Genomic DNA, 22,302 nt, shown 5'->3' on the forward strand with positions numbered 1-22,302 from the left:
CCCTCTCAGCCCAGCAGGACGTCGTCGTCGCCCAGGCGCTTCAGCTCGCGGTACAGGATCGCGAGGCCGGTGACGATGGCGGCGGCGGACACGGCGGCGTCGACCAGCTTCAGCACGTCGTGCTCGCTGCGGGCCTTCTTGACCTGCTTGATCACGCTGATCGCGCCGAAGGCGGTGGTGCCGATCGACAGGTAGGTGCCGGTCTTGGACTTCTTGAAGCCCTTGGCCTTGGTCAGTGCACTGGTGCTCACAGGGACGGTGCCTCCTCAAGCAGCGGGTGACCCCAGCGTGCGACGAAGGCCGCCTCCACGGCGGCACCGACCTTGTAGAGCCGGTCGTCCTTCATCGCCGGGGCGATGATCTGGAGCCCGACCGGGAGACCGTCCTCCGGTGCCAGGCCGCAGGGGAGCGACATGGCGGAGTTGCCGGCCAGGTTGGTCGGGATGGTGCACAGGTCCGCGAGGTACATCGCCAGCGGGTCGTCGGTGCGCTCGCCGATGGGGAAGGCGGTGGTCGGGGTCGTCGGGGAGACGATCACGTCGACCTTCTCGAAGGACTTCTCGAAGTCCTGGGTGATGAGCGTGCGGACCTTCTGGGCGGAGCCGTAGTACGCGTCGTAGTAGCCGGAGCTGAGCGCGTACGTGCCGAGGATGATGCGGCGCTTGACCTCGTCGCCGAAGCCGGCTTCGCGAGTCAGGGCGGTGACGTCCTCGGCGGACTTCGTGCCGTCGTCGCCGACGCGCAGGCCGTAGCGCATGGCGTCGAAGCGGGCCAGGTTGGAGGAGCACTCGGACGGCGCGATCAGGTAGTACGCGGCCATCGCGAGGTCGAAGGAGGGGCAGTCCAGCTCGACGATCTCGGCGCCGAGCTCCTTGAGGAGCTCCACCGACTCGTTGAAGCGCTGGACGACACCGGCCTGGTATCCCTCACCGGCGAACTGCTTGACCACACCGACGCGCATGCCGGCGACGGAGCCGTTGCGGGCGGCCTCGACGACCGGCGGGACCGGGGCGTCGATGGAGGTGGAGTCGAGCGGGTCGTGCCCGGCGATCACCTCGTGCAGGAGCGCCGCGTCCAGGACCGTACGGGCGCAGGGCCCGCCCTGGTCGAGGGAGGAGGAGAAGGCGACCATGCCGTAGCGGGAGACACCGCCGTACGTGGGCTTCACGCCGACCGTGCCCGTGACGGCGGCGGGCTGGCGGATGGAGCCGCCGGTGTCCGTGCCGATCGCGAGCGGGGCCTGGAAGGCGGCGAGGGCCGCCGCGGAGCCGCCGCCGGAGCCGCCGGGGATCCGGGTGAGGTCCCAGGGGTTGCCGGTGGGGCCGTAGGCGCTGTTCTCGGTGGAGGACCCCATGGCGAACTCGTCCATGTTGGTCTTGCCGAGGATGACGACGTCGGCTTCCTTCAGCTTGCGCGTCAGGGTGGCGTCGTAGGGCGGGATCCAGCCTTCGAGGATCTTCGAACCGACGGTCGTCGGGACCCCGACGGTGGTGAAGATGTCCTTGAGGGCGAGGGGTACGCCGGCCAGCGGGCCGAGCTTCTCGCCGGCCTCGCGCTTGGCGTCGACGGCGCGGGCCTGGGCGAGCGCGCCCTCGCGGTCCACGTGCAGGAAGGCGTTGACCTTCTCGTCGGTGGCGTCGATGCGGGCCAGGTGGGCCTCGGTCACCTCGACGGCCGTGAGCTCGCCGGAGGCGATCTTCTCGGCGGTCTGGGCGGCCGTGAGCTTGATGATGTCGACCATGGTTGTTAGTCCTCCCCCAGGATCTGCGGCACCTTGAAACGCTGCTGCTCCTGGGCGGGAGCACCGGAGAGCGCCTGCTCGGGGGTGAGCGACGGACGGACCTCGTCCGCGCGCATGACGTTCGTCAGCGGCAGCGGGTGGGAGGTCGGCGGGACGTCTTGGTCGGCGACCTCGGAAACGCGGGCGACCGCGCCGATGATGTCGCCGAGCTGTCCGGCGAAGTGATCCAGCTCGTTGCTGGACAGCTCAAGGCGCGCCAGCCGAGCGAGGTGGACGACCTCCTCGCGCGTAATGCCAGGCATGCAGCGATCCTCTGGGGGTGGGTGGATGTGAAGTTTCGGTCCCAATCCTATGGGGCCGGGCCCCCGGCCAGCGAAACGGTTTGGCCCGGGCCGCTGCGCGAGGCCTCCCGGGTGCCATCCGGACCCGGCCCCCGCGCCTCAATCGCCCAGATCCAGCCTCGCCGGCGTCTGAGGCGCGGGGGTCCGGGGGCAGAGCCCCCGGCAGCGGTGCCGCGCCCGGCCGGGCCGACGGCGGTCAGACCGCGTCGGCCTCGGCGGCGGCGAGCTCCGCCGTGATGTCCGCCGGGCGGCGCCAGCCGCGCTCGCCGCGGGCCAGCAGCCAGGCGGTGGCCTCCTGCGGCGGCATGGCGGCGGCGACCAGCCAGCCCTGGACGGCGTCGCAGCCCAGGTCCCGCAGCCGCTCCCACGTCTCGTCGTCCTCCACGCCCTCCGCCACGACCAGCAGGCCCAGCGAGTGCGCGAGGTCCACCGTGCAGCGGACGATCTCCGCGTCCTGCGTGTCGACCGCCAGCCGGCCGACGAACGACCGGTCGATCTTCAGCTCGCTGACCGGCAGGCGGCGCAGGTGGACGAGCGAGGAGTAGCCGGTGCCGAAGTCGTCCAGGGACATCTTCACGCCGTGGCCGGTGAGCCCGGCCATGGTGTCGGCCGCCCGCTGGGGGTCCTCCAGCAGGACGTGTTCCGTTATCTCCAGCTGCAGCCCGCTCGCCGGGACCCCGTGGCGGGCCAGCCGCGCGGCGACCGCGCCCGCGAAGCCCGGGGTGTGGACGTCGCGGGGCGACACGTTGACCGCCACCGGGACCTTGAGGCCCTGGGCCCGCCACCGCGCCACCTGGGCGAGGGCCGTCTCCAGCACGTACTCCGTCAGGTGCGGCATCAGCCCGGAGGTCTCGGCGATCGCGATGAACTCGTCCGGGGATACCCGGCCGCGTTCCGGGTGCACCCAGCGCACCAGGGCTTCGAGCCCGGCGACCTGGCCGTCGAAGCGGACCTTCGGCTGGTAGTGGAGTTCCACTTCCCCGGCGTCGAGGGCCCTGCGGAGGTCGCCGAGCAGGCCCAGACGGTCGGGCGTGTTGCTGTCCCGCTTGGACTCGTACACCTCGACGCCCGTACGGTCGCGCTTCGCCTGGTACATCGCCACGTCCGCGCGCCGCAGCAGCCCCTCCGCGTCGAGCGCGTGGTCGGGGAAGACGGCGAGGCCCGCGCTGGCCTCCAGGACGAGCGTGAGGCCGTCCAGGTCGAGGGGGGAGCTGAGCTCCGCGACCAGGTGGCGGGCGATGCGCTGGGCGCTGGTGGTGGAGTCGGCGAAGGGGAGCAGGACGGCGAACTCGTCGCCGCCGAGCCGGGCCGCCTCGGCGTCCTCGGGCAGCGCCTGGCGCAGCCGCTCGGCGATCTGGAGCAGCAGCCGGTCGCCCGCCAGGTGCCCCAGGGTGTCGTTGACCGCCCGGAAACGGTCCAGGTCGATGAGCACGAGGGCGGCCCGGGTGCCGGAACGTTCGGCCTCGTCCAGGGCGGACCAGGCCCGCTCCAGCAGCCACTGCCGGTTGGGCAGCCCGGTCAGCGGGTCCCGCAGCTGTTCCTCGGCGCGGGCCCGGGCGATCCACAGGGTGGAGTCCAGTGCGATCAGGGGTACGGCGAACAGCGGCAGCAGCACCGGCTGGCTGACGGCGACGACGCAGATCAGGGGGGCGATGCCGAGCAGCGCCACGGCTACTAAGGCCTGCCGGAGCAGAGCGGTGCGGGCGACGGTGGGCAGTCCGTCGCCGCGCGGCGCGAGCGCGATCCAGAGCAGGAACCGGGTGGCGAGCAGGTAGGCGACGGCGACGAAGACGATCTCGGGGATCGCCTCCAGCCCCCAGGAGGTTGGGAGCCAGGGGGTCTCGACGGAGGGCGCCTCGCCGAAGGCGGCGAGTACGAGGGACCCCGCACCGATGCCGAGGATGTCCACGGAGCCGTGCAGCAGCCCCTGCCGCCAGCGGTGCCGGCGCGCGGCCCCCACCAGGGAGACCACCGCGAGCGAGACCAGTCCGGCGGGGACCCATCCGTAGAGGATGAGCACGCCGAGGGTGAGCGCGGCGCCCGATCCGGTGCCGCCCCACCAGCGGTCGCGGCCGAGGGCGACGAGGTGGCCGACGATGATGCCGGTGAGGAGGGCCAGGGCCCAGCCGACCGGACCGCCGGGAAACAGCGCATGACGACCGCTCAGCGCGGAGACGATGCCGATGGTGAGCGCCGTGACGGCGAGCCCCACGACGAGGAAGGGCAGCGCACCGCGCCGCTCCTGCCCGCCCGCACCGGTGTGGACCGGTCGGGTCTCCGGTGTCCTGGCACCCAGGATCCCGGGCCTGCCCGCCCTGCCCGCCCGCATGGACGGGAGTTCCCCGCCGAATTCAGGTGACGGGTCGGCGCTTTCGGTGGGTTTCATGCCCGTACCTCTCACAGCCGGCGATGCCGATGTCACGCGATGGCCCCGATGTCATGCCACCACGGCCGAAATCGCATCCTGCAGCCGTGCACGACAGGCGCACCCCTCAACAGTAGGACGCGCGAGGCTCCCAGGGGCAGCGGTCGGCAGTGGTTGCCCGAATGCGACCCAGCCATCCTCATCAGTACGGTATCCGCCGAACGGGTGAGTTTGGACCGGGACCCCCCTGTCACCCGTCCGATGATCCGACAGCTCACCGCCCTGCGACCAGCCTTGTACCAGCCGTTTACCACCGTTCGCCGCGCCTGGCGTGCGCCCGCCCGTACGACCGCACGCCACGCATCCGTTCGCCTTCGCTACTCCCCCTCGGCGATTGCCCTGTCGGTACTACTGCGCTTCGCCCTCGCCGTCCACCGGGAGCGCGGCCTCGCGTGCCGCGTCCGGTCCCTGCTCCAGCAGCACGGCGAATCCGGCGTCGTCGAGGACGGCGAGCTTCAACTGCATGGCCTTGTCGTACTTCGAGCCGGGGTTGTCCCCGACCACGACGAAGGAGGTCTTCTTCGACACGGATCCGGTGACCTTGGCGCCGAGGCTCTGCAGGGCCTCCTTCGCGCCGTCCCGCGTGTGGCTCTGCAGAGTGCCGGTGACGACGACGGTCAGCCCCTCCAGGGGCCGCGGCCCCGCCTCCTCGGCGGAACCTTCCTCCTCCATCCGGACCCCGGCCTCCCGCCACTTGCGCAGGATCTCCTGGTGCCAGCCGACGGCGAACCACTCCTTGAGCGAGGCGGCGATGATCGCGCCGACCCCGTCGGTGGCGGTCAGCTCCTCCTCGGTGGCCTGCTCGATGCGCTCGATCGACCGGAACTCGCGGGCCAGCGCCTCGGCCGCGACCGGTCCGACGTGACGGATCGACAGGCCGTTGATGATGCGGGCGAGCGGGCGGTCCTTGGCGGCGGCGATGTGCTCCAGCATGGACAGGGCGTTCTTCTTCGGTTCGCCCTTCTGGTTGGCGAAGACCGTGACGATCTTCTCCTCACCCGTCTTCGGGTCCCGCTTGGGCAGCCCGCTGTCCGGGTCCAGGACGTACGCCTTGATGGGCAGCAGCTGCTCGATGGTCAGGCCGAAGAGGTCGCCCTCGTCCAGCAGCGGCGGCTGGGCCGGCTCCAGCGGGCCGGTCAGCGCGGCCGCCGCCACCATGCCGAAGTTCTCGATGTCCAGGGACTGCCGGCCGCCCAGGTAGAAGAGCCGCTCGCGCAACTGGGCCGGGCAGGTCTGGGCGTTGGGGCACCGGACGTCGATGTCCCCCTCCTTCATGGGCCGCAGCTCCGTCCCGCACGCGGGACAGACGGCCGGCATCACGAACTCCCGCTCGGTGCCGTCGCGCAGGTCCACCACCGGGCCGAGGATCTCGGGGATGACGTCGCCCGCCTTGCGCAGGACGACGGTGTCCCCGATGAGGACGCCCTTGGCCTTGACGACCTCCTGGTTGTGCAGGGTCGCGAACTCGACCTCGGAGCCCGCCACCGTCACCGGCTCCACCTGCGCGTACGGGGTCACGCGGCCGGTGCGGCCGACACCGACCTTGATGTCGATCAGCTTGGTGTTGACCTCTTCGGGCGCGTACTTCCAGGCAATCGCCCAGCGAGGGGCGCGCGCGGTGGAGCCGAGCCGGCCCTGGAGGGAGATCTCGTCGAGCTTGACGACCACGCCGTCGATCTCGTGCTCCACCGAGTGCCGGTTCACGCCGAATTCCGTGATGAACTCGCGGACCTCGGCGAGCGTGGCGACCACCTTGTTGTGCTGCGCGGTCGGCAGACCCCACTCGTGCAGCAGCTCGTACGCCTGCGACTGGCGCTCGATCTCGAAGCCCTCGCGGGCGCCGATGCCGTGCACGACCATGTGCAGCGGGCGGCTCGCCGTGACCTTGGGGTCCTTCTGCCGCAGCGAACCGGCCGCCGCGTTGCGCGGGTTGGCGAAGGGCTTGCCCTCCGCCTCCACCAGCCGCGCGTTGAGCTCCTCGAACTTCTCCATCGGGAAGTAGACCTCGCCGCGGATCTCGACCAGAGCCGGGATCCGGTCGCCCTTGAGCCGGTCCGGGATCTCGGCGATGGTACGGACGTTGGGCGTGATGTCCTCACCGGTGCGGCCGTCGCCGCGGGTGGCCGCCCGGGTGAGACGGCCGTTCTCGTAGGTGAGGTTGACGGCGAGGCCGTCCACCTTCAGCTCGCACAGGTAGTGGTAGTCCGAGGTGTTCACGTCCCGGGCCACCCGCTCGGCCCAGGCCGCCAGTTCCTCGTCGTCGAAGGCGTTGTCGAGGGAGAGCATGCGCTCCCGGTGCTCGACGGAGGCGAAGTCCGTCTCGTACGCCCCGGCCACCTTCTGGGTGGGCGAGTCGGGCGTACGGAGCTCCGGGTACTGCTCCTCCAGTGCCTCCAGCGAGCGCAGCAGCTGGTCGAACTCGGCGTCGCTGACGACCGGCTGGTCGTTCACGTAGTACCGGAAGCGGTGCTCCTCCACCTGCTCCGCCAGCAGCGCGTGCTGCTCGCGCGCCGCCGTCGGTACTGCCGTGTCCTGCTGTTCGGCTGCCATGCCGTGTCCTCCCGTGGCCCGTCTTCGACCGTCACTCAGGGTTGTCGGCGAGCGACCTCGCCGCCCTGACGCAATGCGCCTGCACCGCGCGGGCGTAGGCGGGCGAAGCGCCCGCCAGACCGCACGACGGGGTGACCACGACGGACTCCGCCAGAGTCCCCGGGGCCAGCCCCAGCCTGCGCCAAAGCTTCCTGACACCCATGACGCTACCGCCCGGGTCCGACAACGGGGCGTCCGTGCCGGGCACCACTCCGGCGAAGAGTTTCGTGCCGCCTTCGACCGCCTCCCCGATGGCGTCGTCCTCGCGCTCGGTGAGCAGCGAGAAATCGAACGACACCCCCGTGGCACCGGCCCTGCGGAGCAGGCCGAAGGGGACCTCGGGCGCGCAGGAGTGCACCACGACCTCCCCGTCGTGGACGGCGAACAGGTCGCGCAGCGCGCCCTCGACCACCTGCCGGTCGACGGCGCGGTAGGTGCGGTAGCCGCTCGCCGAGCGGACCCGGCCGAGCAGTACGGCGGTCAGCGAGGGCTCGTCGAGCTGCAGCACGACCTGGGCCCCCGGAATGCGCTTGCGCACATCGGCCAGGTGCTCGCGCAGGCCCTCGGCCAGCGATCCGGCCAGGTCCCGGCAGGCCCCCGGGTCCTGGAGCATGGCCTCGCCGCCGTGCAGTTCCAGGGCGCCGGCCAGCGTCCACGGTCCGACGGCCTGGACCTTGAGCTTCCCCGTGTAGCCCTGGGTGAACTCCTCCAGCGCGTCGAGGTCCTCCCCCAGCCAGGACCGGGCCCGCTTCGAGTCCCGTCCCGGGCGGTCGCTGATCCGCCAGCCGCTGGGCTCGACGTGGGCGTACATGTCCACGAGCAGTCCGAGGGACCGGCCGATCATGTCCGCGCCGGGCCCGCGGGCGGGCAGCTCGGCGAGGTAGGGGAACTCCTCGAAGGACCCGGTGACGGTCTTCGCTGCCTCGCGGGCGTCGCCGCCGGGCAGCGATCCGACGCCGGTGGCGCCGGCGCTCATCGGCCCGGCCGGACGCTCAGGTCGTTGACCTCGGCGTCGCGGGGCAGGTCGATGGCCATGACGATCGTGGTCGCCACGGACTCGGGGTCGATCCAGGCGGCCGGGTCGTACTCCTTGCCCTCCTGCGAGTGCACCTTGGCCTGCATGGGGCTGGCGGTGCGGCCCGGGTAGACGGAGGTGACGCGGATGCCGTTGGCCCGCTCCTCGCCGCGCAGCGAGTCGGCGAGCGCCTTGAGCCCGTGCTTGGAGGCGGCGTACGCGCTCCAGTCGGCGTGGGCGGTCAGACCGGCGCCCGAGTTCACGAAGACGACGGTGGCCTTGGAGGCGCGCAGGGTGGGCAGCAGCAGCCGAGTGACCTCGGCGGGGGCGATCAGGTTCACGTTGAGCTGCTGGTGCCAGGTCTTGGGCCGGAGCTCACCGACCGGTCCGAGGTCCACGATCCCGGCGATGTGCAGCAGGGAGTCGATCCGCTCCGGGACGGCCTGCTTGGAGAACGCCCACGACAGCCGGTCGGGGTCGGCGAGGTCGCCGACGAGGGACGTGGCGCCGGGGTAACGGCCGACGAGCTCGCGGGCGCGGCCGGCGTCCCGGGCGAGGAGGACGAGGTCGTCGCCGCGGGCGTGCAGCCGGGCCGCGACGGCGGCGCCGATGCCGGAGCCGGCGCCGGTGATCAAGTGAGTAGCCATACCGCCCATGCTCGCAGGTCCCGCGGGCCGGGGAGGGCGAAGCCCCGGTGCCCGGCTCGGCCCGGGACTCCCCGTCCCGGCGGTCCGTTCCCGCGCGGACGGGCCGTCCGCGCGCCGGGCGCTCAGCCGGCTGCGGCGGCCCGCCGGGAGCGTTCGACGACCGCCCGTGCCAGGGCCGCCCGCTGCGCGGTGACGGCGGGCGGGAAGCCGGTGCCGATGACCATCCGCGGGTACGCGGCGACGAGCTGTGCCCGCCGGTCGGCACGCGGTTCGGCCCAGCGCTCCAGCGCCTCGTCGCGTACGGCGTCCAGCGCGGCCGCCGGGTCGCCGGCGGGCGGGGTGAACAGGCCGGGAACCGACCGGGCGTGCTCGCTCCAGCGGTCGGCCCAGAATTCCACGGTCCAGCCGGGCCAGCACGCGGCCATCCGTCCGGCGTGGGGCACGATTCCGGTCAGCCACCAGCCGACCCTGCGGGCCCCGGGGTCGACGTGGATGCCGGCCTCGGCGCGACCTGCGTACCCGGCGTGGCCGGGGGCGCCCGAGAGCCGGTCGAGGAGCGCCGGGCCCTCGGCCACGGGATGGTCCTCGATGTGGGCGAGGACGTGGCAGCGGCCGGATCCGACCGTGACGACGGCGGCCATCGGGTCGGGATCGGCCAGTTCCTCGTCGTCGGCCTCCAGCGGCGGGCCGGGATACAGGGTGTCGCGTTCGCGCCCCGGGTCCAGGCCGAGGTGGGCGCGCAGGCCGCTCTGGCCGTCGTACACCCAGCGGAGCTCCCATCCGGGCCAGGCGAGCCCGAGCAGCCGCCACCAGGCCGCGCGGGTGCGCATGGCCACCGACGGGCCTTCCCGGGCGAAGACCAGGAGCAGTCTGCGGGAGTGGTCGATCAGGGCGCCCGCTTCGCACATGTCGTCGTCGTACCAGGGGCCGTCCTCGCGCCGGTGGCCGAGGACGAAGGGCAGGACCGCGTCCGGGCCGCCGAGCAGGTCGAGATCGAGGCCGACGGCGCCGAAGGAGGAGCCCCGGTGCTCGTACCCCTCGGCGCCCACGGTCACGAAGGTGGCCCGGTTGCCCATCAGAGGCCGGCTTCGGCGCGCAGGGCGGCGGCCGTCTTCGAGGCGTCGTAGCCGGCCGGGACGCCCTCGACCAGGAAGGTCTCGCCGGCGATGTGGTTCGTGCGCAGCGGGAGGATGGCCTGGTAGGCGTCGGAGGCGTACCAGGCGCGTGCCCGCTCGATGTCGGGGAAGCCGATGATGACGACCGTGCCGGGGAAGGGGCCCTCCAGGACCTCGACCTCCTTGCCGTGGACGAGGAAGCGGCCGCCGAAGGGGTCCATCGTCGACTGGACGGTCTCGATGTACGTGAGGATGTCCTCGTTCATCGTCTCGGGGCGGATGTGGGCGATGGCGTACGCGGTCATGGTCTTCTCCCTCGTCAACCGGCCTGCCGGTGCGGGCCGGTTGATCCGATCCTGACAGCCCGCGTTCACGGCCGCGATTACCTCCGAGGTCACGCCGAGGCGGGCTGGAAGGTGCGCCGGTAGGCGATCGGGGAGACGCCGAGGGCGGAACGCATGTGCTGGCGCAGGGAGTTGGCCGAGCCGAAGCCGGCCCGGTGGGCCACCAGGTCGACCGGCAGGTCGCTGGACTCCAGCAAGTGGCGGGCCAGTTCGAGGCGTTGCGCGGTGAGCCACTGCACCGGGGTCATGCCGACCTCGTCGCGGAACCGGCGGGTGAAGGTGCGCAGGCTCATCCTGGCGTGCGCGGCGAGCTCGCCGAGGGTGACCGGTTCGGCGAGGCGTTCCAGGGCCCACGCGCGGGTGGCGGTGGTGGTGGCGACGGTCGGCTCGGGGACGGGGCGGTCGATGTACTGGACCTGCCCGCCGTCGCGCCAGGGCGGGACCACGCAGAGCCGCGCGGCCCGGTTGGCCACGCCCGTGCCGTGGTCCTGGCGGATCAGGTAGAGGCAGAGGTCGATGCCGGCGGCCACGCCGGCCGAGGTGAGGATGTCGCCGTCGTCGACGAAGAGGACCTCCTCGTCGAGGCGGACGCGCGGGAAGCCGCGCTGGAACTCGGGCGCGTGCAGCCAGTGCGTGGTGGCGGGCCGGCCGTCGAGCAGTCCGGCGGCGGCCAGGACGTACGAGCCGGTGCACAGGGAGACCAGCCGGGTGCCGGGCCGGATCGCCGCGAGGGCGTCGGCCAGCGGCTGGGGCAGGGGCGCGCCGTGCGCGAGCTCGTCCATCGCGTGGGTGGGCGTGACGATCACGGTGTCGGCGGCGGCGAGGGCCTCGGGGCCCGCCGAGACGCCGACGGTGAAGCCCGCGTCGCTGGTCACGGGCAGGCCGTCGGCGGTGCAGACGGTCACCTCGTACAGCGGCGCCCCGGCCTCGTCCTGGGCGTTGCCGAAGACGCGGGAGGGGATGCCGAGCTCGAACGGAGGGACCCCTTCGAGGGCGAGTACGGCGATTCGGTGCATGGCCAGATCCTGTCACATGGTGGCCGTACGGCCAACACTGCGAGGTTCGGCGAGCGGAGACAGTGAGGTCATCGGCCGGGACACCGGCCGGTGAGAAACCAGCAAGGAGACATGTCATGCGCGCCGTCGTCATCAGCAAGTGGGGCGGACCCGAGGTCCTCGTCGAGACCGAGGCCGAGCGTCCGGAGCCCGCTATGGGCGAGGTCCTGGTACGGGTCCACGCCGCCGGGGTCAACCCGGTGGACTGGAAGACGCGCGAGAGCGGCGCCCTGATCCCCTGGGGCCCCGTGCCGGCGGTCGGCTGGGACGTGTCCGGCACCGTCGAGGCCGTGGGACCGGGCGTGACCCTGTACCGGGTGGGCGACGAGGTGTACGGGATGCCCCGCTTCCCGCAGCAGGCCGGCGCGTACGCCGAGTACGTGACGGCCCCCGCCCGGCACTTCGCACCCAAGCCGGCCACGCTGGACCACGTGCAGGCCGCGGCGCTGCCGCTGGCCGCGCTGACCGCCTGGCAGGCCCTGGTGGACACGGCCGGGGTGAGCGCCGGACAGCGGGTGCTGGTGCACGCGGCGGCCGGCGGGGTGGGCCACCTGGCGGTGCAGATCGCCAAGGCCCGCGGCGCGTACGTGATCGGCACCGCGAGCGCCGGCAAGCACGCGCTGCTGCGCGAGCTCGGCGCGGACGAGGTGATCGACTACCGCACCACGGACTTCGAGGACGCCGTCGCCGACGTGGACGTCGTGATCGACGCCATCGGCGGGGACTACACGCGGCGCTCCCTGAAGGTCCTCAAGGCCGGCGGCCATCTGGTGACCCTGCCCGGCCCGGACTCCCTCCCGGCCGACCCGCAGGGGGTGCACGCCTCCTGGGTCCTGGTGGAGCCGGACCTGGGCGGCCTGCGGGAGATCGCGGCGCTCGTCGAGCAGGGCCTGCTGAAGCCGCTGGTCGACACGGTGCTGCCGCTGGAGCAGGCCGCGAAGGCCCACGAGATCGGCGAGCAGGGCCGCACCACCGGCAAGATCGTCCTGACCGTCGCCTGAGGCGCACACCGGCCGCGCCCCGTCCGCGCGATCAGGTTCGCCGCAGTCCGCCCGCTGCCCCGGCGTGACCGGGGACAGCGGGCGGCCGGGTCCGTCGGGCCACCCCACCCCCTGTTCACGCCGACGGCGCGGTGCAGACTCGGGCCATGGAGTAAGCAGCGACACATGTACGAGATGGTCGACGCGCTGGTCCGGGCCGGCAGCAGCTTCCGCCCGCGTTCGTCCAGCCTCGGCGACGATGCGTTCTGGCCGGCCAAGAGCGACCAGCAGTGCTCCATGGAGACGCCGATCGACTTCGCGGTGGCCAGGTCCGTACCGGGTCAGCCGGCGGATCTCAGCTTCGACGAGGACAACGACATGATCTCCTGCGGGCTCTGCTGGGCGACGATCACCGGGTCGAACCACCGCCCGGAGACGGTGTGGAGATCACCGGGCGGGTGACCCTCCGCCCGGCAGGTCCTGGCCGGTGGGCCGGCCGCGCAGGTGCCGCTGGAGGCGGGCGTGGCGGAACTGGTAGACGGCGCCGACCTGGCGCAGGACGCCGCGCCGGTAGGCGTCCTCCAGGAAGGCGACCGTCGCCCAGGGGAGGCGGCCGGTCAGCGGCAGCCAGATCCGGGTCAGGAGCACCCACTGGCCCCAGGCGGTGAACGCCAGGACGTAGGAGAGCGCGCCGGCCACCCCGCCCACGGCGCCGAGCGCGAGCCCGTCGGCCATCGGCCAGGTCAGGGGGCCGACGACGCCCTGGAACAGCTCGGTCATGAGCCGGCCGCCGAAGGCGATCACCAGGGTGAGCATCGGCGCGAGGAAGAGTGCCTGGCGCACCACGATGCTGCGGTTGACGGCCAGCAGGTCCGTCGGGGTGGCGGCACGGCCGAGGTCGATGGGGGTCTCCAGCGTGGCCACGAGCCCGAGTACGAGGCCTCCCGCCAGGGCGAACGTGAGTCCGTACATGAGGCAGTTGACGGCCGTCGCCTCGATCACCGCCGCGTTGACCAGCACCCCGCCGTACGTCAGCTGCGCGCCCACGGTGAAGGCGATTCCGCACCCGAGGCCCATCACGAAGCCGCCCAGCAGTCCGGCTGGGACCAGGGTGGCGAACCGGCGGGAGGACGGTCCGACGCCCCGCCGGCGGCGGCCGGGCAGCCGCATCCGCACCCGGGACGGCTCGAACGCCCGGATCCCGAGCACGGCCATGAGCCCGTAGACCAGCCCGAAGGCGAGGCCGACGGCTGGGCCGAACAGCAGTGCGTCCAGCAGGCCCGCACCCAGGGCGAACGCGGCGCCGCGGCCCGCGGCCAGGTTCTTCGCCGGGAAGACCAGCCAGTCGGCGACGGCGGTGACCAGGGAGCAGGCGAGGACGACGGCCAGGATCCGCGAGGACAGCCGCAGTGAGTCGCGCAGCTGCCACCACGCCAGGTCCTGGCCCGCGCGGCGCCCGGGCCGGTCCAGGTGGCCGGCGAGGTGGCCCAGGTAGCGCCGCGCGCGGTGCGGGTCCCAGCTACGGGGCCTGCGGCCGCGGCGGGCGCCCGGGACGGCCGTGGGCAGGGACTGGTAGACGCTCGGCACGAACCCGGCCAGCAGATGCTCCTCGATGGCCTCCGGGGTCGGGAAGCGGGCCTCGTCCAGCAGCCCGGCCGGGTCCTGGGCCGGGGTGTCGCTGTAGGCGGTCCGGACCAGCAGGACCATCAGCGGGGTGCTCAGTACGGCCCTGAGGCGGGCGCCCGGCCCGCCGTCCGGGTCCGTGCGCAGCCGCTCCAGGACGGGGTCCCATCCGGTGGCGGCCCGTCCGTCCCGGCCGTCCGGTCCCTCCGGGCCGTCCGGTCCCTCCCGGCCGGCCGGCGCGCTCGGGCGTGCGGTGCGGGGCAGGTAGTGGACCAGGTCGTCGGCGTCCAGGTCCAGCAGCTCGATGCCCGCGGTCCGGCGGAGCACCTCGACCCCGACGGCCTCGGCGAACTGCTCGGTGCGGCTGGTCAGGAGCAGGGGCAGCGAGCTCGCATTGAGTTCGCGCAGGGCGACGCCGAGCAGCCCGGTGGCCATCTCGTCGAACCCGTCCAGGACCGGCAGGATCCATCCGGCGTCCACCAGGGCGGCGGCGAGGGTCGAGCCGCCGGGGGCGCGGGCGTCGAGGTTCGGGTGGTCGCGCAGCAGGCGGGCGATCAGCCAGTCGCGCAGGGTGGTGCCGGTCGGGTCCCACGATCCCATGCTGAAGACCACGGGCACGGGCTCGGTGTCGGAGCGCGCGCCCAGGTGGTCGAGGACGAACCGCAGGACGAGGACGGTCTTGCCGGAGCCGGCCCGGCCGAGCACCACCAGCCGCCCGGACCGGACGCGCCGGTAGACGTCGGCGATGTCCGTGAGGCCGCCGTCGAGGGACAGCGGGCCGCGGGCGGCTCCGGGCGCGGTGCCGCGGATGTTGTCCCAGTGGTCCAGCAGGTCGGCGGGGGCCGACCGCCACCGCACGGGCAGCGGGAAGGGGTCGTGGATGCGGCGCTGCTCCTCCTCGCGGATGCAGCGGCCGTAGACGTCGTGGGCGAGCGCCCCGGCGGCCTCGGCCAGGGTGCCCCGGGACGTCGGCAGGGTGCGGTGCGGCACGGGCCGGACCGGACGGTCCGGTGCGGACGCCTGCTCCCGCGCCTGCTCCTTCGCCCGCTCCGGCTCCGGCTCCGGCTCCTGCTCCTGCTCCGGTACGGGAGCACGTGCGGCACGCAGGTCCTCCCCGGCAGCGGATCCGTTGCCGCGATGTGCGGCCAGCAGGTCCGTCCAGAGCGCGTCCCGGTCGCGCTTCAGCTCGTCGGCCAGCGCGTGCGCGACCTGCTTCACCGTTCCCATCCGGGCGTCGGTGGGTTTGCCGGTCTCCAGCCGGTGGATGGTGCGGACCCCGAGCCGGGACCGCTCGGCCAACTGCTCCTGCGTCATCCCCGCCTCGTGCCGCAACCCGCGGAGCAACGCACCGAACCGGCTGCTCACTTGTCCACCCTTCCGCCCGACGACGACCCTGCCACTTGAGTCCGATGTCCTCCCGGCTCCCGGTCAAACCACGGGGCACCGCCGACCGGCCACATATGGCCGGTTGCGGGCATGGTCCCCCGACCAGCACGAACACCACGATGAGTGCCGGTCGCCGCACCCGACGCGGTGCCCGCCTTGACCCAGGGGAGTTGACCCGTATGTCCACCAAGAAGCCGCACAGGCTCGCCCGCCGCCTCAAGTCCGTCGTCGCGTCGACGGTCCTCTTACTCGCAGGCGCCGTGGCCGCGCCGGCCACCGCGCACGCCGCCCCGGCGAACCACTACTACATCGAGATCGGCGGTACCGGCGCGGCCGCGGACGCACCCGGGTGCACCACGAGCTTCGACGCCGCGAACCGGCATCTGAACGGGGGCATCGCGATTCCGGTCTGCTACGTGGCCAGCGGCGGCCCCTTCGTCGGCAGCCACAACGAACAACCGGCCCCCTTCGCACCGAGCTTCGGCGACAGCGTGAACCAGGGCTACTGGAACGCCAGGGCCGCCCTGGAGGACGCCTACCGGTCCGACCCGACCGCGACCTTCACGATCGCCGGCTACTCCCAGGGCGCCTGGGTCGCCGACCTGCTGCTCCAGACGATCGCCGCGGGCGGCACCGAGGTGCCGCGCGAGCGGGTCGACGGCATGCTCTACTCCGACCCGATGCAGCCCGGAACCGGTTTCTGGCGCCTGGTCCCCGAGGGGGTCCTCATCCCGTTCGTGGCGTACTCCCCCGGCACCGGGCCGGAGGTGTTCCCCGGCGTCCCGGTCCAGCGCCACTGCATCAAGACCGACGGGGTCTGTGACGCGACGTACCTGGACTCCTTCCCCGGCTTCCTGCAGCAGCACCCGCGCTACTTCCGGGAGGGCGAGATCATCGCGAGCACCCTCGCCCAGCACGGCGGCAACGGGACCGTCTGGTACCCGGCGGCCTGATCGGGGCAGCATGACACCGCGGCCCGCCCGGGGGGACGGGCCGCGGTGTCATGCCGTGAAGGGCGCCGTTCAGACGGCGGCGGCGGTCGCCCGCTTCGTGGTCGCGATGGTGGCCGAGCCGACCACGCGGGTGCCGTCGTAGAGCACGATCGCCTGGCCGGGGGCCACGCCCCGGACCGGCTCGGTGAAGGAGACGCGCAGCTCGCCGTCCACGACCTCGGCGAAGACCTCGGTCTCGCCGCCGTGGGCGCGCAGCTGGGCGGTGTAGGTGCCCGGGGCGGCGGCCACGGCTCCGCACCAGCGGGGGCGGATCGCGGTGAGGGCGGTGACGTCGAGGGCCTCGACGGGGCCGACGGTGACGGTGTTGTTCACCGGGGAGATGTCGAGGACGTAGCGCGGCTTGCCGTCGGGGGCGGGGTGGCCGATGCGCAGGCCCTTGCGCTGGCCGATGGTGAAGCCGAAGGCGCCCTCGTGGGTGCCGACCTTCTCGCCGGTCGCCTCGTCGACGATGTCGCCCTCGGCCTTGCCGAGGCGGTTCGCGAGGAAGCCCTGGGTGTCGCCGTCGGCGATGAAGCAGATGTCGTGGCTGTCGGGCTTCTTCGCGACGGCCAGCCCCCGCTCCTCGGCCTCGGCGCGGATCTCTTCCTTGGTGGTGAGGGTGTCACCGAGCGGGAAGAGGGCGTGGGCGAGCTGCTTCTCGTCGAGGACCCCGAGGACGTAGGACTGGTCCTTGGCCATGTCGGAGGCGCGGTGCAGCTCGCGGGAGCCGTCCTCGTTCAGCACGACGGTCGCGTAGTGGCCGGTGCAGACGGCGTCGAAGCCGAGCGCGAGGGCCTTGTCGAGCAGCGCCGCGAACTTGATCTTCTCGTTGCAGCGCAGGCAGGGGTTCGGGGTGCGCCCGGCCTCGTACTCGGAGATGAAGTCCTCGACGACGTCCTCGCGGAAGCGCTCGGCGAGGTCCCAGACGTAGAACGGGATGCCGATGACATCGGCGGCCCGGCGGGCGTCGCGGGAGTCCTCGATGGTGCAGCAGCCGCGGGCGCCGGTCCGGAAGGACTGCGGGTTCGCGGAGAGCGCGAGGTGGACGCCGGTCACGTCGTGCCCGGCTTCGACCGCGCGGGCGGCGGCGACGGCGGAGTCCACGCCCCCGGACATGGCGGCCAGGACGCGAAGGGGGCGGGCGGTGCGCGGCAGGTTCTCAGTCATAGCACCGTCCAGAGTACGGGGGAACCGGGCGGGGTCACAGCGCGTTATCGGGGTACGGGGGGTGGATCACATCGTCGAGCAGGGGAACAAGGGGAAGAAGTCGCCGGGGCGGACCCGCAGGGCCGTGCTCTTCGGCGGGCTCGGGGTCTTCGCGGTGGCGGCGGTGGCCGGCCGGGAGGAGATCGGCCGTGCCTGGTGGCTGATACCGGGTGTGGACAAGCCGCGCAAGGAGGGCGAGCTCGACCACGCGGGCGCGAGCTGGACGTCGGCCTCGCCGGCGAACTGGCGCAAGGCGGACCGCCCGGCCGACTACCGGGTGGACCGGATTGTCGTGCATGTCACACAGGGCGGCTTCGAGTCCTCGGTGGACGCCTTCAAGAACCCGTGGCACAAGGCGTCGGCGCACTACATAGTGCGCGGGGACGGGCACGTGGAGCAGATGGTGCGCGAGCTGGACGTGGCCTTCCACTCGGGGAACCGCTCGATGAACGAGCGCAGTGTCGGCATCGAGCACGTGGGCTTCGTGGACCGCCCGCAGGACTTCACGGACACGATGTACGCGGCTTCGGCCCGGCTGGCGGCCGACGTCTGCCGCCGGTACGGCATACCGGCGGACCGCACGCACATAGTCGGCCACTCCGAGGTCCCGGGCGCCGACCACACCGATCCCGGCCGCCACTGGGACTGGAACCGCTACATCGGCCTGGTCCGGGCGGCCCTGGACGCTCCGGCTCCTAGCTGAGGCCCGCCGTGCGGGCGCGCTCCACCGCCGGGCCGATGGCCGCGGCCAGGGCCGCGACGTCCTCCTTGGTGGAGGTGTGGCCGAGGGAGAAGCGCAGGGTGCCGCGGGCCAGCTGCGGGTCGGTGCCGGCGGCCAGCAGGACGTGGCTGGGCTGGGCCACGCCCGCCGTGCACGCGGAGCCGGTGGAGCACTCGATGCCCTGGGCGTCGAGCAGGAGCAGCAGCGAGTCGCCCTCGCAGCCGGGGAAGCTGAAGTGGGCGTTGGCGGGAAGCCGCTCGTCGGGGTCTCCGCCGAGGACGGCGTCGGGCACGGCCGCGCGGACGGCGGCGACCAGCTCGTCGCGCAGGGCGCCGATCTCGGTGGCGAACCGCTCGCGCCGTTCGACGGCGAGGACGGCGGCCACGGCGAAGGCGGCGACGGCCGGCACGTCGAGGGTGCCGGAGCGGACGTGCCGCTCCTGGCCGCCGCCGTGCAGGACGGGTACGGGGCTCTGGTCGCGGCCGAGCAGCAGTGCGCCGATGCCGTAGGGGCCGCCGATCTTGTGGCCGCTGACGGTCATGGCGGCGAGGCCGCTGTCGCCGAAGTGGACGTCGAGCTGACCGAAGGCCTGGACGGCGTCGGAGTGCAGCGGGATCCCGTACTCGCGGGCGATGGCGGCCAGTTCGCGGACCGGCATGACGGTCCCGATCTCGTTGTTGGCCCACATGACGGTGGCCAGGGCCACGTCGTCGGGGTTGCGCTCGACGGCCTCGCGGAAGGCGTCGGCGTGGACGCGCCCGTAGCGGTCCACGGGCAGGTACTCGACCTGCGCGTCCTCGTGCTCGGCGAGCCAGTGGACGGCGTCGAGCACGGCGTGGTGCTCGACGGGGCTGGCGATGACCCGGGTCCGGGCGGGGTCGGCGTCGCGCCGGGCCCAGTAGAGGCCCTTGACGGCGAGGTTGTCGGCCTCCGTGCCGCCGGCGGTGAAGACCACCTCGCTGGGGCGGGCGCCGACCGCCTCGGCGAAGGCCTCTCGGGCCTCCTCCACGGTACGGCGGGCCCGGCGGCCGGCGGCGTGCAGGGAGGAGGCGTTCCCCGTGGCGGCGAACTGCGCGGTCATCGCCGCGGCGGCCTCCGGCAGCATCGGGGTGGTGGCGGCGTGGTCGAGGTAGGCCATGATCCCCCGATTCTACGAGCCCGCCGGTGGCCGCTTGCGCCGCGGGACCCCGCGATGGCCGGCAAGGCACCCCCGGGCGCCGCCGGATCCGTCCGGCCCGGGCCGGAGCGGCGTCAGGCCCGGGCCGGAGCGGCGTCAGGCCCGGGCCGGAGCGGCGTCAGGCCGGGCGCAGGGCGCGGGCCAGCTGGCGGGACTGCGCGACCAGGTGGTCCGACGAGTCCCAGACCTCGGCGTCCTCCTCCAGGAAGCCGCCGGCCAGGTTGCGGGTGGTGATGGAGACCCGGAGCGGGCCGGGGGCCGGGCGGCGGCGGACGTGGGTGGTGAGTTCCACCGTCGGGGTCCAGGCCACCAGGCCCATGTCGAAGGCGGTCGGCGGCAGCGCGTCGACGGCCAGGAGCATGGAGAGCGGGTCGGCGTCGCGGCCGTCGGCCAGCTCGAACCAGGCCCGCATCTCGCCCTTGCCGGAGGGCGCGCCGACGGCCCATCCGGCGGTCGCCGGGTCCAGCCGGAGCCGGAGCCGGTCCACGATGGCGGAGCTGCCGGGGATCGGGGCCGGGCCGGCCTCGGGGCCGATGCAGTCCTCGTAGGCGGGGATGGCGGGCGGCACGGCGACGGTGCGTACGTCGTCCGGCAGGGCCGCGAGGTCGCCGTAGGAGGCGAGGACGCGGATGCGCTCGATCTCGGCGCCGCTCTCGTCGTACTGGAACAGCGAGGCCTGGCCGGTGGAGAGGGTGCGGCCGACGCGGACGACCTGGGTGCGGATCACGGCGGGGCCGGGCACGGAGGAGGTCAGGTAGTGCGCGGAGACGGTGAACGGGTCCGGGTGCGGGAGGGCCGCCGACAGGGCCCGGCCGACCAGGGCCAGCAGGTAGCCGCCGTTCACGGCGGCGATGATCGTCCAGCCGGCGGAGAGTTCCGCGTCGTACACCCCGGGCTCGCCCGCGCGTGCGGTGATGGCGGTGTCGCGGTCGAACTCACTGTCGCCGATGGATGCCTTGGCAGCTGCGTGTGACATGTAAACGACGGTACACCGGCTTGCTACTAAGCGGTAGCTTTCTTTTGTTACGGCTCTTCGGCCACCGACGACCGCCTGTTCCAGGCCAGCGGCGCACGCCAGTGGTAGCGCATGGCGAGGAGGCGGAGAACGAAGGTGGTGACGATCGCGAGGCCGGTGGTGACGCCGTTGAGGGCGTGGAGGCTGATGAAGACGGCCACCATCGAGGCGCCGACCAGCGCGGGGACGGCGTACATCTCGCGGTCGCGCAGCAGCGAGGGCACCTCGTTGACGAGCACGTCGCGCACGACGCCGCCGCCGACGGCCGTCATCACGCCGAGCGCCGCGGAGGCGGTGAGGCCGAGGCCGTACTCGTAGGCCTTGGTCGTGCCCGTCACGCAGAACAGCCCGAGGCCGGCCGCGTCGAAGACGTTGATGGCGCGGTTGATCCGCTGGACCTCGGGGTGCAGGAAGTAGACGATCGCGGCGGCGATCAGCGGAGTCACGAAGAAGCTGAGCTCGCCGAAGGCGGCGGGCGGCACGGCGCCGATGACGAGGTCCCGGAAGAGACCGCCGCCCAGGGCCGTGACGAGCGCGAGCACGGCGATGCCGAAGACGTCGAAGTTCTTGCGGACGGCGAGCAGGGCGCCTGCGGTGGCGAAGACGAAGATGCCGGCGAGGTCCAGGGCATGCTGGATCCCGGGCGGGAAGAGATCGTGGAGCACCGGGCCATTGTCACCCCTTGGCCGCTCGGCTCCCGCCGGGGGACGGGCCGCTCGGCTCCCGCCGGGGGGAGGGCTCGGGCCGGGGGCCGGTGCAGCCTCAGGACCCGGGGCTCCGCCCCGGACCCCGCGCCTCAAACGCCGGCGGGGCTGACAGACTGCCCGGCCCCGCCGGCGTTCGCGCTAGTCCGTGACCTTGGCCACCGCGTCCGCCGCGCCCGGCAGGGGCTGGTCGCCCGGTGCCTGGTCGGGGGCGTTCTCCGGGTGGTGGCAGGCCACCTGGTGGCCCGGCTTCAGCGCCAGCAGCGGCGGCTCCTGCGTCGCGCAGATCTGCGTGGCCTTCCAGCACCGGGTGTGGAAGCGGCAGCCGCTCGGCGGCGAGATCGGCGACGGGACGTCGCCCTTGAGCAGGATGCGGCCGCTCTTGGCGCCGCGCCGCCTCGGGTCGGGCACCGGCACGGCCGACATCAGGGCCGTCGTGTAGGGGTGCATGGGCGCCCCGTACAGCCCCTTGTTGTCGGCCAGCTCGACGATCTTGCCGAGGTACATCACGGCGATGCGGTCCGAGACGTGCCGGATGACCGACAGGTCGTGCGCGATGATCACGTAAGTGAGACCGAGCTCGTCCTGGAGGTCGTCCAGCAGGTTCACCACCTGGGCCTGGATCGACACGTCCAGCGCCGAGACGGGCTCGTCCGCGACCACCAGCTTCGGCTTCAGCGCCAGGGCCCGCGCGATGCCGATGCGCTGGCGCTGGCCGCCGGAGAACTCGTGCGGGTAGCGGTTGTAGTGCTCGGGGTTGAGGCCCACGAGCGAGAGCAGCCGCTGGACCTCCGTCTTGAGCCCGCCCTCCGGGGTGACCTTCTGGAGCTTGAACGGCGCGCTGACGATGGTGCCCACCGTGTGGCGGGGGTTCAGCGAACCGTACGGGTCCTGGAAGATCATCTGCACGTCCCGGCGCAGCGGGCGCATGCCCGACACCCCGAGGTGCGTGATGTCCTTGCCCTCGAACTCGATGGAGCCGCCGGTCGGCTCCAGCAGCCGCGTGATCAGCCGGCCCATGGTCGACTTCCCGCAGCCGGACTCGCCGACGATGCCGAGGGTCTCCCCGCGCCGGACGTCGAAGTCGAGGCCGTCGACGGCCTTGACCGCGCCCACCTGGCGCCGGATCAGCCCCTTGGTGATCGGGAAGTGCTTCGTCAGGCCGGTGACCTTGAGCAGGACCTCGGGAGAGTCCTTGGCCTGCGCGGGAATGACCACCGTGTCCG

20 protein-coding genes are annotated in these 22,302 nt (G+C 73.1%); 4 read left to right on the top strand and 16 right to left on the bottom strand.

Annotated features, from left to right (window positions below; translation table 11 throughout):
* Positions 1-5: 5 nt before the first annotated feature.
* The 10 genes from ACFY04_RS22740 to ACFY04_RS22785 all read right to left on the bottom strand — a co-directional run bounded on the left by ACFY04_RS22740 (position 6) and on the right by ACFY04_RS22785 (position 11,233).
* The gene (locus ACFY04_RS22740; RefSeq protein WP_030010588.1) at positions 6-251 is read right to left on the bottom strand and encodes a hypothetical protein; all 246 of its coding nucleotides are present in this window, start codon (positions 249-251) and stop codon (positions 6-8) included.
* A complete protein-coding gene (gatA, locus tag ACFY04_RS22745) occupies positions 248-1,741 on the bottom strand; it encodes an Asp-tRNA(Asn)/Glu-tRNA(Gln) amidotransferase subunit GatA (protein ID WP_266379515.1) in 1,494 nt (497 codons plus the stop codon). The genes ACFY04_RS22740 and gatA overlap by 4 nt, the downstream gene beginning before the upstream one ends.
* Positions 1,742-1,746: 5 nt before the next feature.
* Entirely contained in the window at positions 1,747-2,043 is a 297-nt protein-coding gene (gatC, locus tag ACFY04_RS22750) for an Asp-tRNA(Asn)/Glu-tRNA(Gln) amidotransferase subunit GatC (RefSeq protein WP_030010586.1), read from the bottom strand.
* Between the two features lie 235 nt (positions 2,044-2,278).
* Positions 2,279-4,468 carry a putative bifunctional diguanylate cyclase/phosphodiesterase gene (locus ACFY04_RS22755; protein WP_389119146.1) on the bottom strand — a complete coding sequence of 730 codons (2,190 nt, stop codon included), beginning with the start codon at positions 4,466-4,468 and terminating at the stop codon, positions 2,279-2,281.
* 387 nt (positions 4,469-4,855) lie between these two features.
* The gene (gene ligA / locus ACFY04_RS22760; RefSeq protein ID WP_389119148.1) at positions 4,856-7,057 is read right to left on the bottom strand and encodes an NAD-dependent DNA ligase LigA; all 2,202 of its coding nucleotides are present in this window, start codon (positions 7,055-7,057) and stop codon (positions 4,856-4,858) included.
* A 31-nt stretch (positions 7,058-7,088) separates the two neighbouring features.
* The gene (locus ACFY04_RS22765) at positions 7,089-8,072 is read right to left on the bottom strand and encodes a methionine synthase (RefSeq protein WP_389119149.1); all 984 of its coding nucleotides are present in this window, start codon (positions 8,070-8,072) and stop codon (positions 7,089-7,091) included.
* Positions 8,069-8,758 (bottom strand): SDR family oxidoreductase, encoded by a 690-nt coding sequence (locus tag ACFY04_RS22770; RefSeq protein ID WP_389119151.1) that lies wholly within the window; start codon positions 8,756-8,758, stop codon positions 8,069-8,071. The genes ACFY04_RS22765 and ACFY04_RS22770 overlap by 4 nt, the downstream gene beginning before the upstream one ends.
* Positions 8,759-8,880: 122 nt before the next feature.
* The gene (locus ACFY04_RS22775) at positions 8,881-9,834 is read right to left on the bottom strand and encodes a hypothetical protein (RefSeq protein ID WP_389119153.1); all 954 of its coding nucleotides are present in this window, start codon (positions 9,832-9,834) and stop codon (positions 8,881-8,883) included.
* Entirely contained in the window at positions 9,834-10,178 is a 345-nt protein-coding gene (locus ACFY04_RS22780) for a DUF1330 domain-containing protein (protein WP_389119154.1), read from the bottom strand. Before ACFY04_RS22780 ends, ACFY04_RS22775 begins: the two co-directional genes overlap by 1 nt.
* Positions 10,179-10,267: 89 nt before the next feature.
* Positions 10,268-11,233 carry a GlxA family transcriptional regulator gene (locus tag ACFY04_RS22785; RefSeq protein ID WP_389119156.1) on the bottom strand — a complete coding sequence of 322 codons (966 nt, stop codon included), beginning with the start codon at positions 11,231-11,233 and terminating at the stop codon, positions 10,268-10,270.
* A gap of 116 nt (positions 11,234-11,349) precedes the next feature.
* Here ACFY04_RS22785 and ACFY04_RS22790 point away from each other — a divergent pair, with 116 nt between their 5' ends.
* Positions 11,350-12,273 carry an NADP-dependent oxidoreductase gene (locus tag ACFY04_RS22790; protein WP_389119157.1) on the top strand — a complete coding sequence of 308 codons (924 nt, stop codon included), beginning with the start codon at positions 11,350-11,352 and terminating at the stop codon, positions 12,271-12,273.
* Between the two features lie 165 nt (positions 12,274-12,438).
* Positions 12,439-12,714 carry a hypothetical protein gene (locus tag ACFY04_RS22795; protein ID WP_389119159.1) on the top strand — a complete coding sequence of 92 codons (276 nt, stop codon included), beginning with the start codon at positions 12,439-12,441 and terminating at the stop codon, positions 12,712-12,714.
* Here ACFY04_RS22795 and ACFY04_RS22800 read toward each other — a convergent pair.
* Complete coding sequence (locus ACFY04_RS22800) at positions 12,700-15,240, bottom strand: helix-turn-helix domain-containing protein (protein ID WP_389119161.1); 2,541 nt, start codon at positions 15,238-15,240, stop codon at positions 12,700-12,702. The genes ACFY04_RS22795 and ACFY04_RS22800 overlap by 15 nt on opposite strands.
* Positions 15,241-15,440: 200 nt before the next feature.
* On the opposite strand from ACFY04_RS22800, the gene ACFY04_RS22805 reads away from it, so the two are divergent.
* Positions 15,441-16,214: a PE-PPE domain-containing protein gene (locus ACFY04_RS22805; protein ID WP_389119162.1), complete on the top strand. Its 774-nt coding sequence runs from the start codon at positions 15,441-15,443 to the stop codon at positions 16,212-16,214.
* A 69-nt stretch (positions 16,215-16,283) separates the two neighbouring features.
* Here the strand turns inward: ACFY04_RS22805 and mnmA are convergent, their stop codons facing one another.
* Positions 16,284-17,420, bottom strand: coding sequence for a tRNA 2-thiouridine(34) synthase MnmA (gene mnmA / locus ACFY04_RS22810; protein WP_389119164.1), 1,137 nt, complete (start codon positions 17,418-17,420; stop codon positions 16,284-16,286).
* A 61-nt stretch (positions 17,421-17,481) separates the two neighbouring features.
* Between mnmA and ACFY04_RS22815 the strand changes: the two genes are divergently transcribed.
* Positions 17,482-18,162 carry an N-acetylmuramoyl-L-alanine amidase gene (locus ACFY04_RS22815; RefSeq protein WP_389119166.1) on the top strand — a complete coding sequence of 227 codons (681 nt, stop codon included), beginning with the start codon at positions 17,482-17,484 and terminating at the stop codon, positions 18,160-18,162.
* Here the strand turns inward: ACFY04_RS22815 and ACFY04_RS22820 are convergent.
* From ACFY04_RS22820 to ACFY04_RS22835, 4 genes are all read right to left on the bottom strand, one after another.
* Positions 18,155-19,318 (bottom strand): cysteine desulfurase family protein, encoded by a 1,164-nt coding sequence (locus tag ACFY04_RS22820; RefSeq protein ID WP_389119167.1) that lies wholly within the window; start codon positions 19,316-19,318, stop codon positions 18,155-18,157. The two genes, ACFY04_RS22815 and ACFY04_RS22820, sit on opposite strands and share 8 nt — an antisense overlap.
* A gap of 157 nt (positions 19,319-19,475) precedes the next feature.
* Positions 19,476-20,333, bottom strand: coding sequence for a thioesterase family protein (locus ACFY04_RS22825; RefSeq protein WP_189742916.1), 858 nt, complete (start codon positions 20,331-20,333; stop codon positions 19,476-19,478).
* A 47-nt stretch (positions 20,334-20,380) separates the two neighbouring features.
* Positions 20,381-21,037 (bottom strand): trimeric intracellular cation channel family protein, encoded by a 657-nt coding sequence (locus ACFY04_RS22830; RefSeq protein ID WP_389119169.1) that lies wholly within the window; start codon positions 21,035-21,037, stop codon positions 20,381-20,383.
* A gap of 180 nt (positions 21,038-21,217) precedes the next feature.
* Positions 21,218-22,294 carry an ABC transporter ATP-binding protein gene (locus ACFY04_RS22835; RefSeq protein ID WP_389119324.1) on the bottom strand — a complete coding sequence of 359 codons (1,077 nt, stop codon included), beginning with the start codon at positions 22,292-22,294 and terminating at the stop codon, positions 21,218-21,220.
* Between the last annotated feature and the right edge of the window lie 8 nt (positions 22,295-22,302).

Source organism: Streptomyces sp. NPDC001549, from assembly GCF_042894025.1.
Lineage (GTDB): Bacteria > Actinomycetota > Actinomycetes > Streptomycetales > Streptomycetaceae > Streptomyces > Streptomyces kutzneri.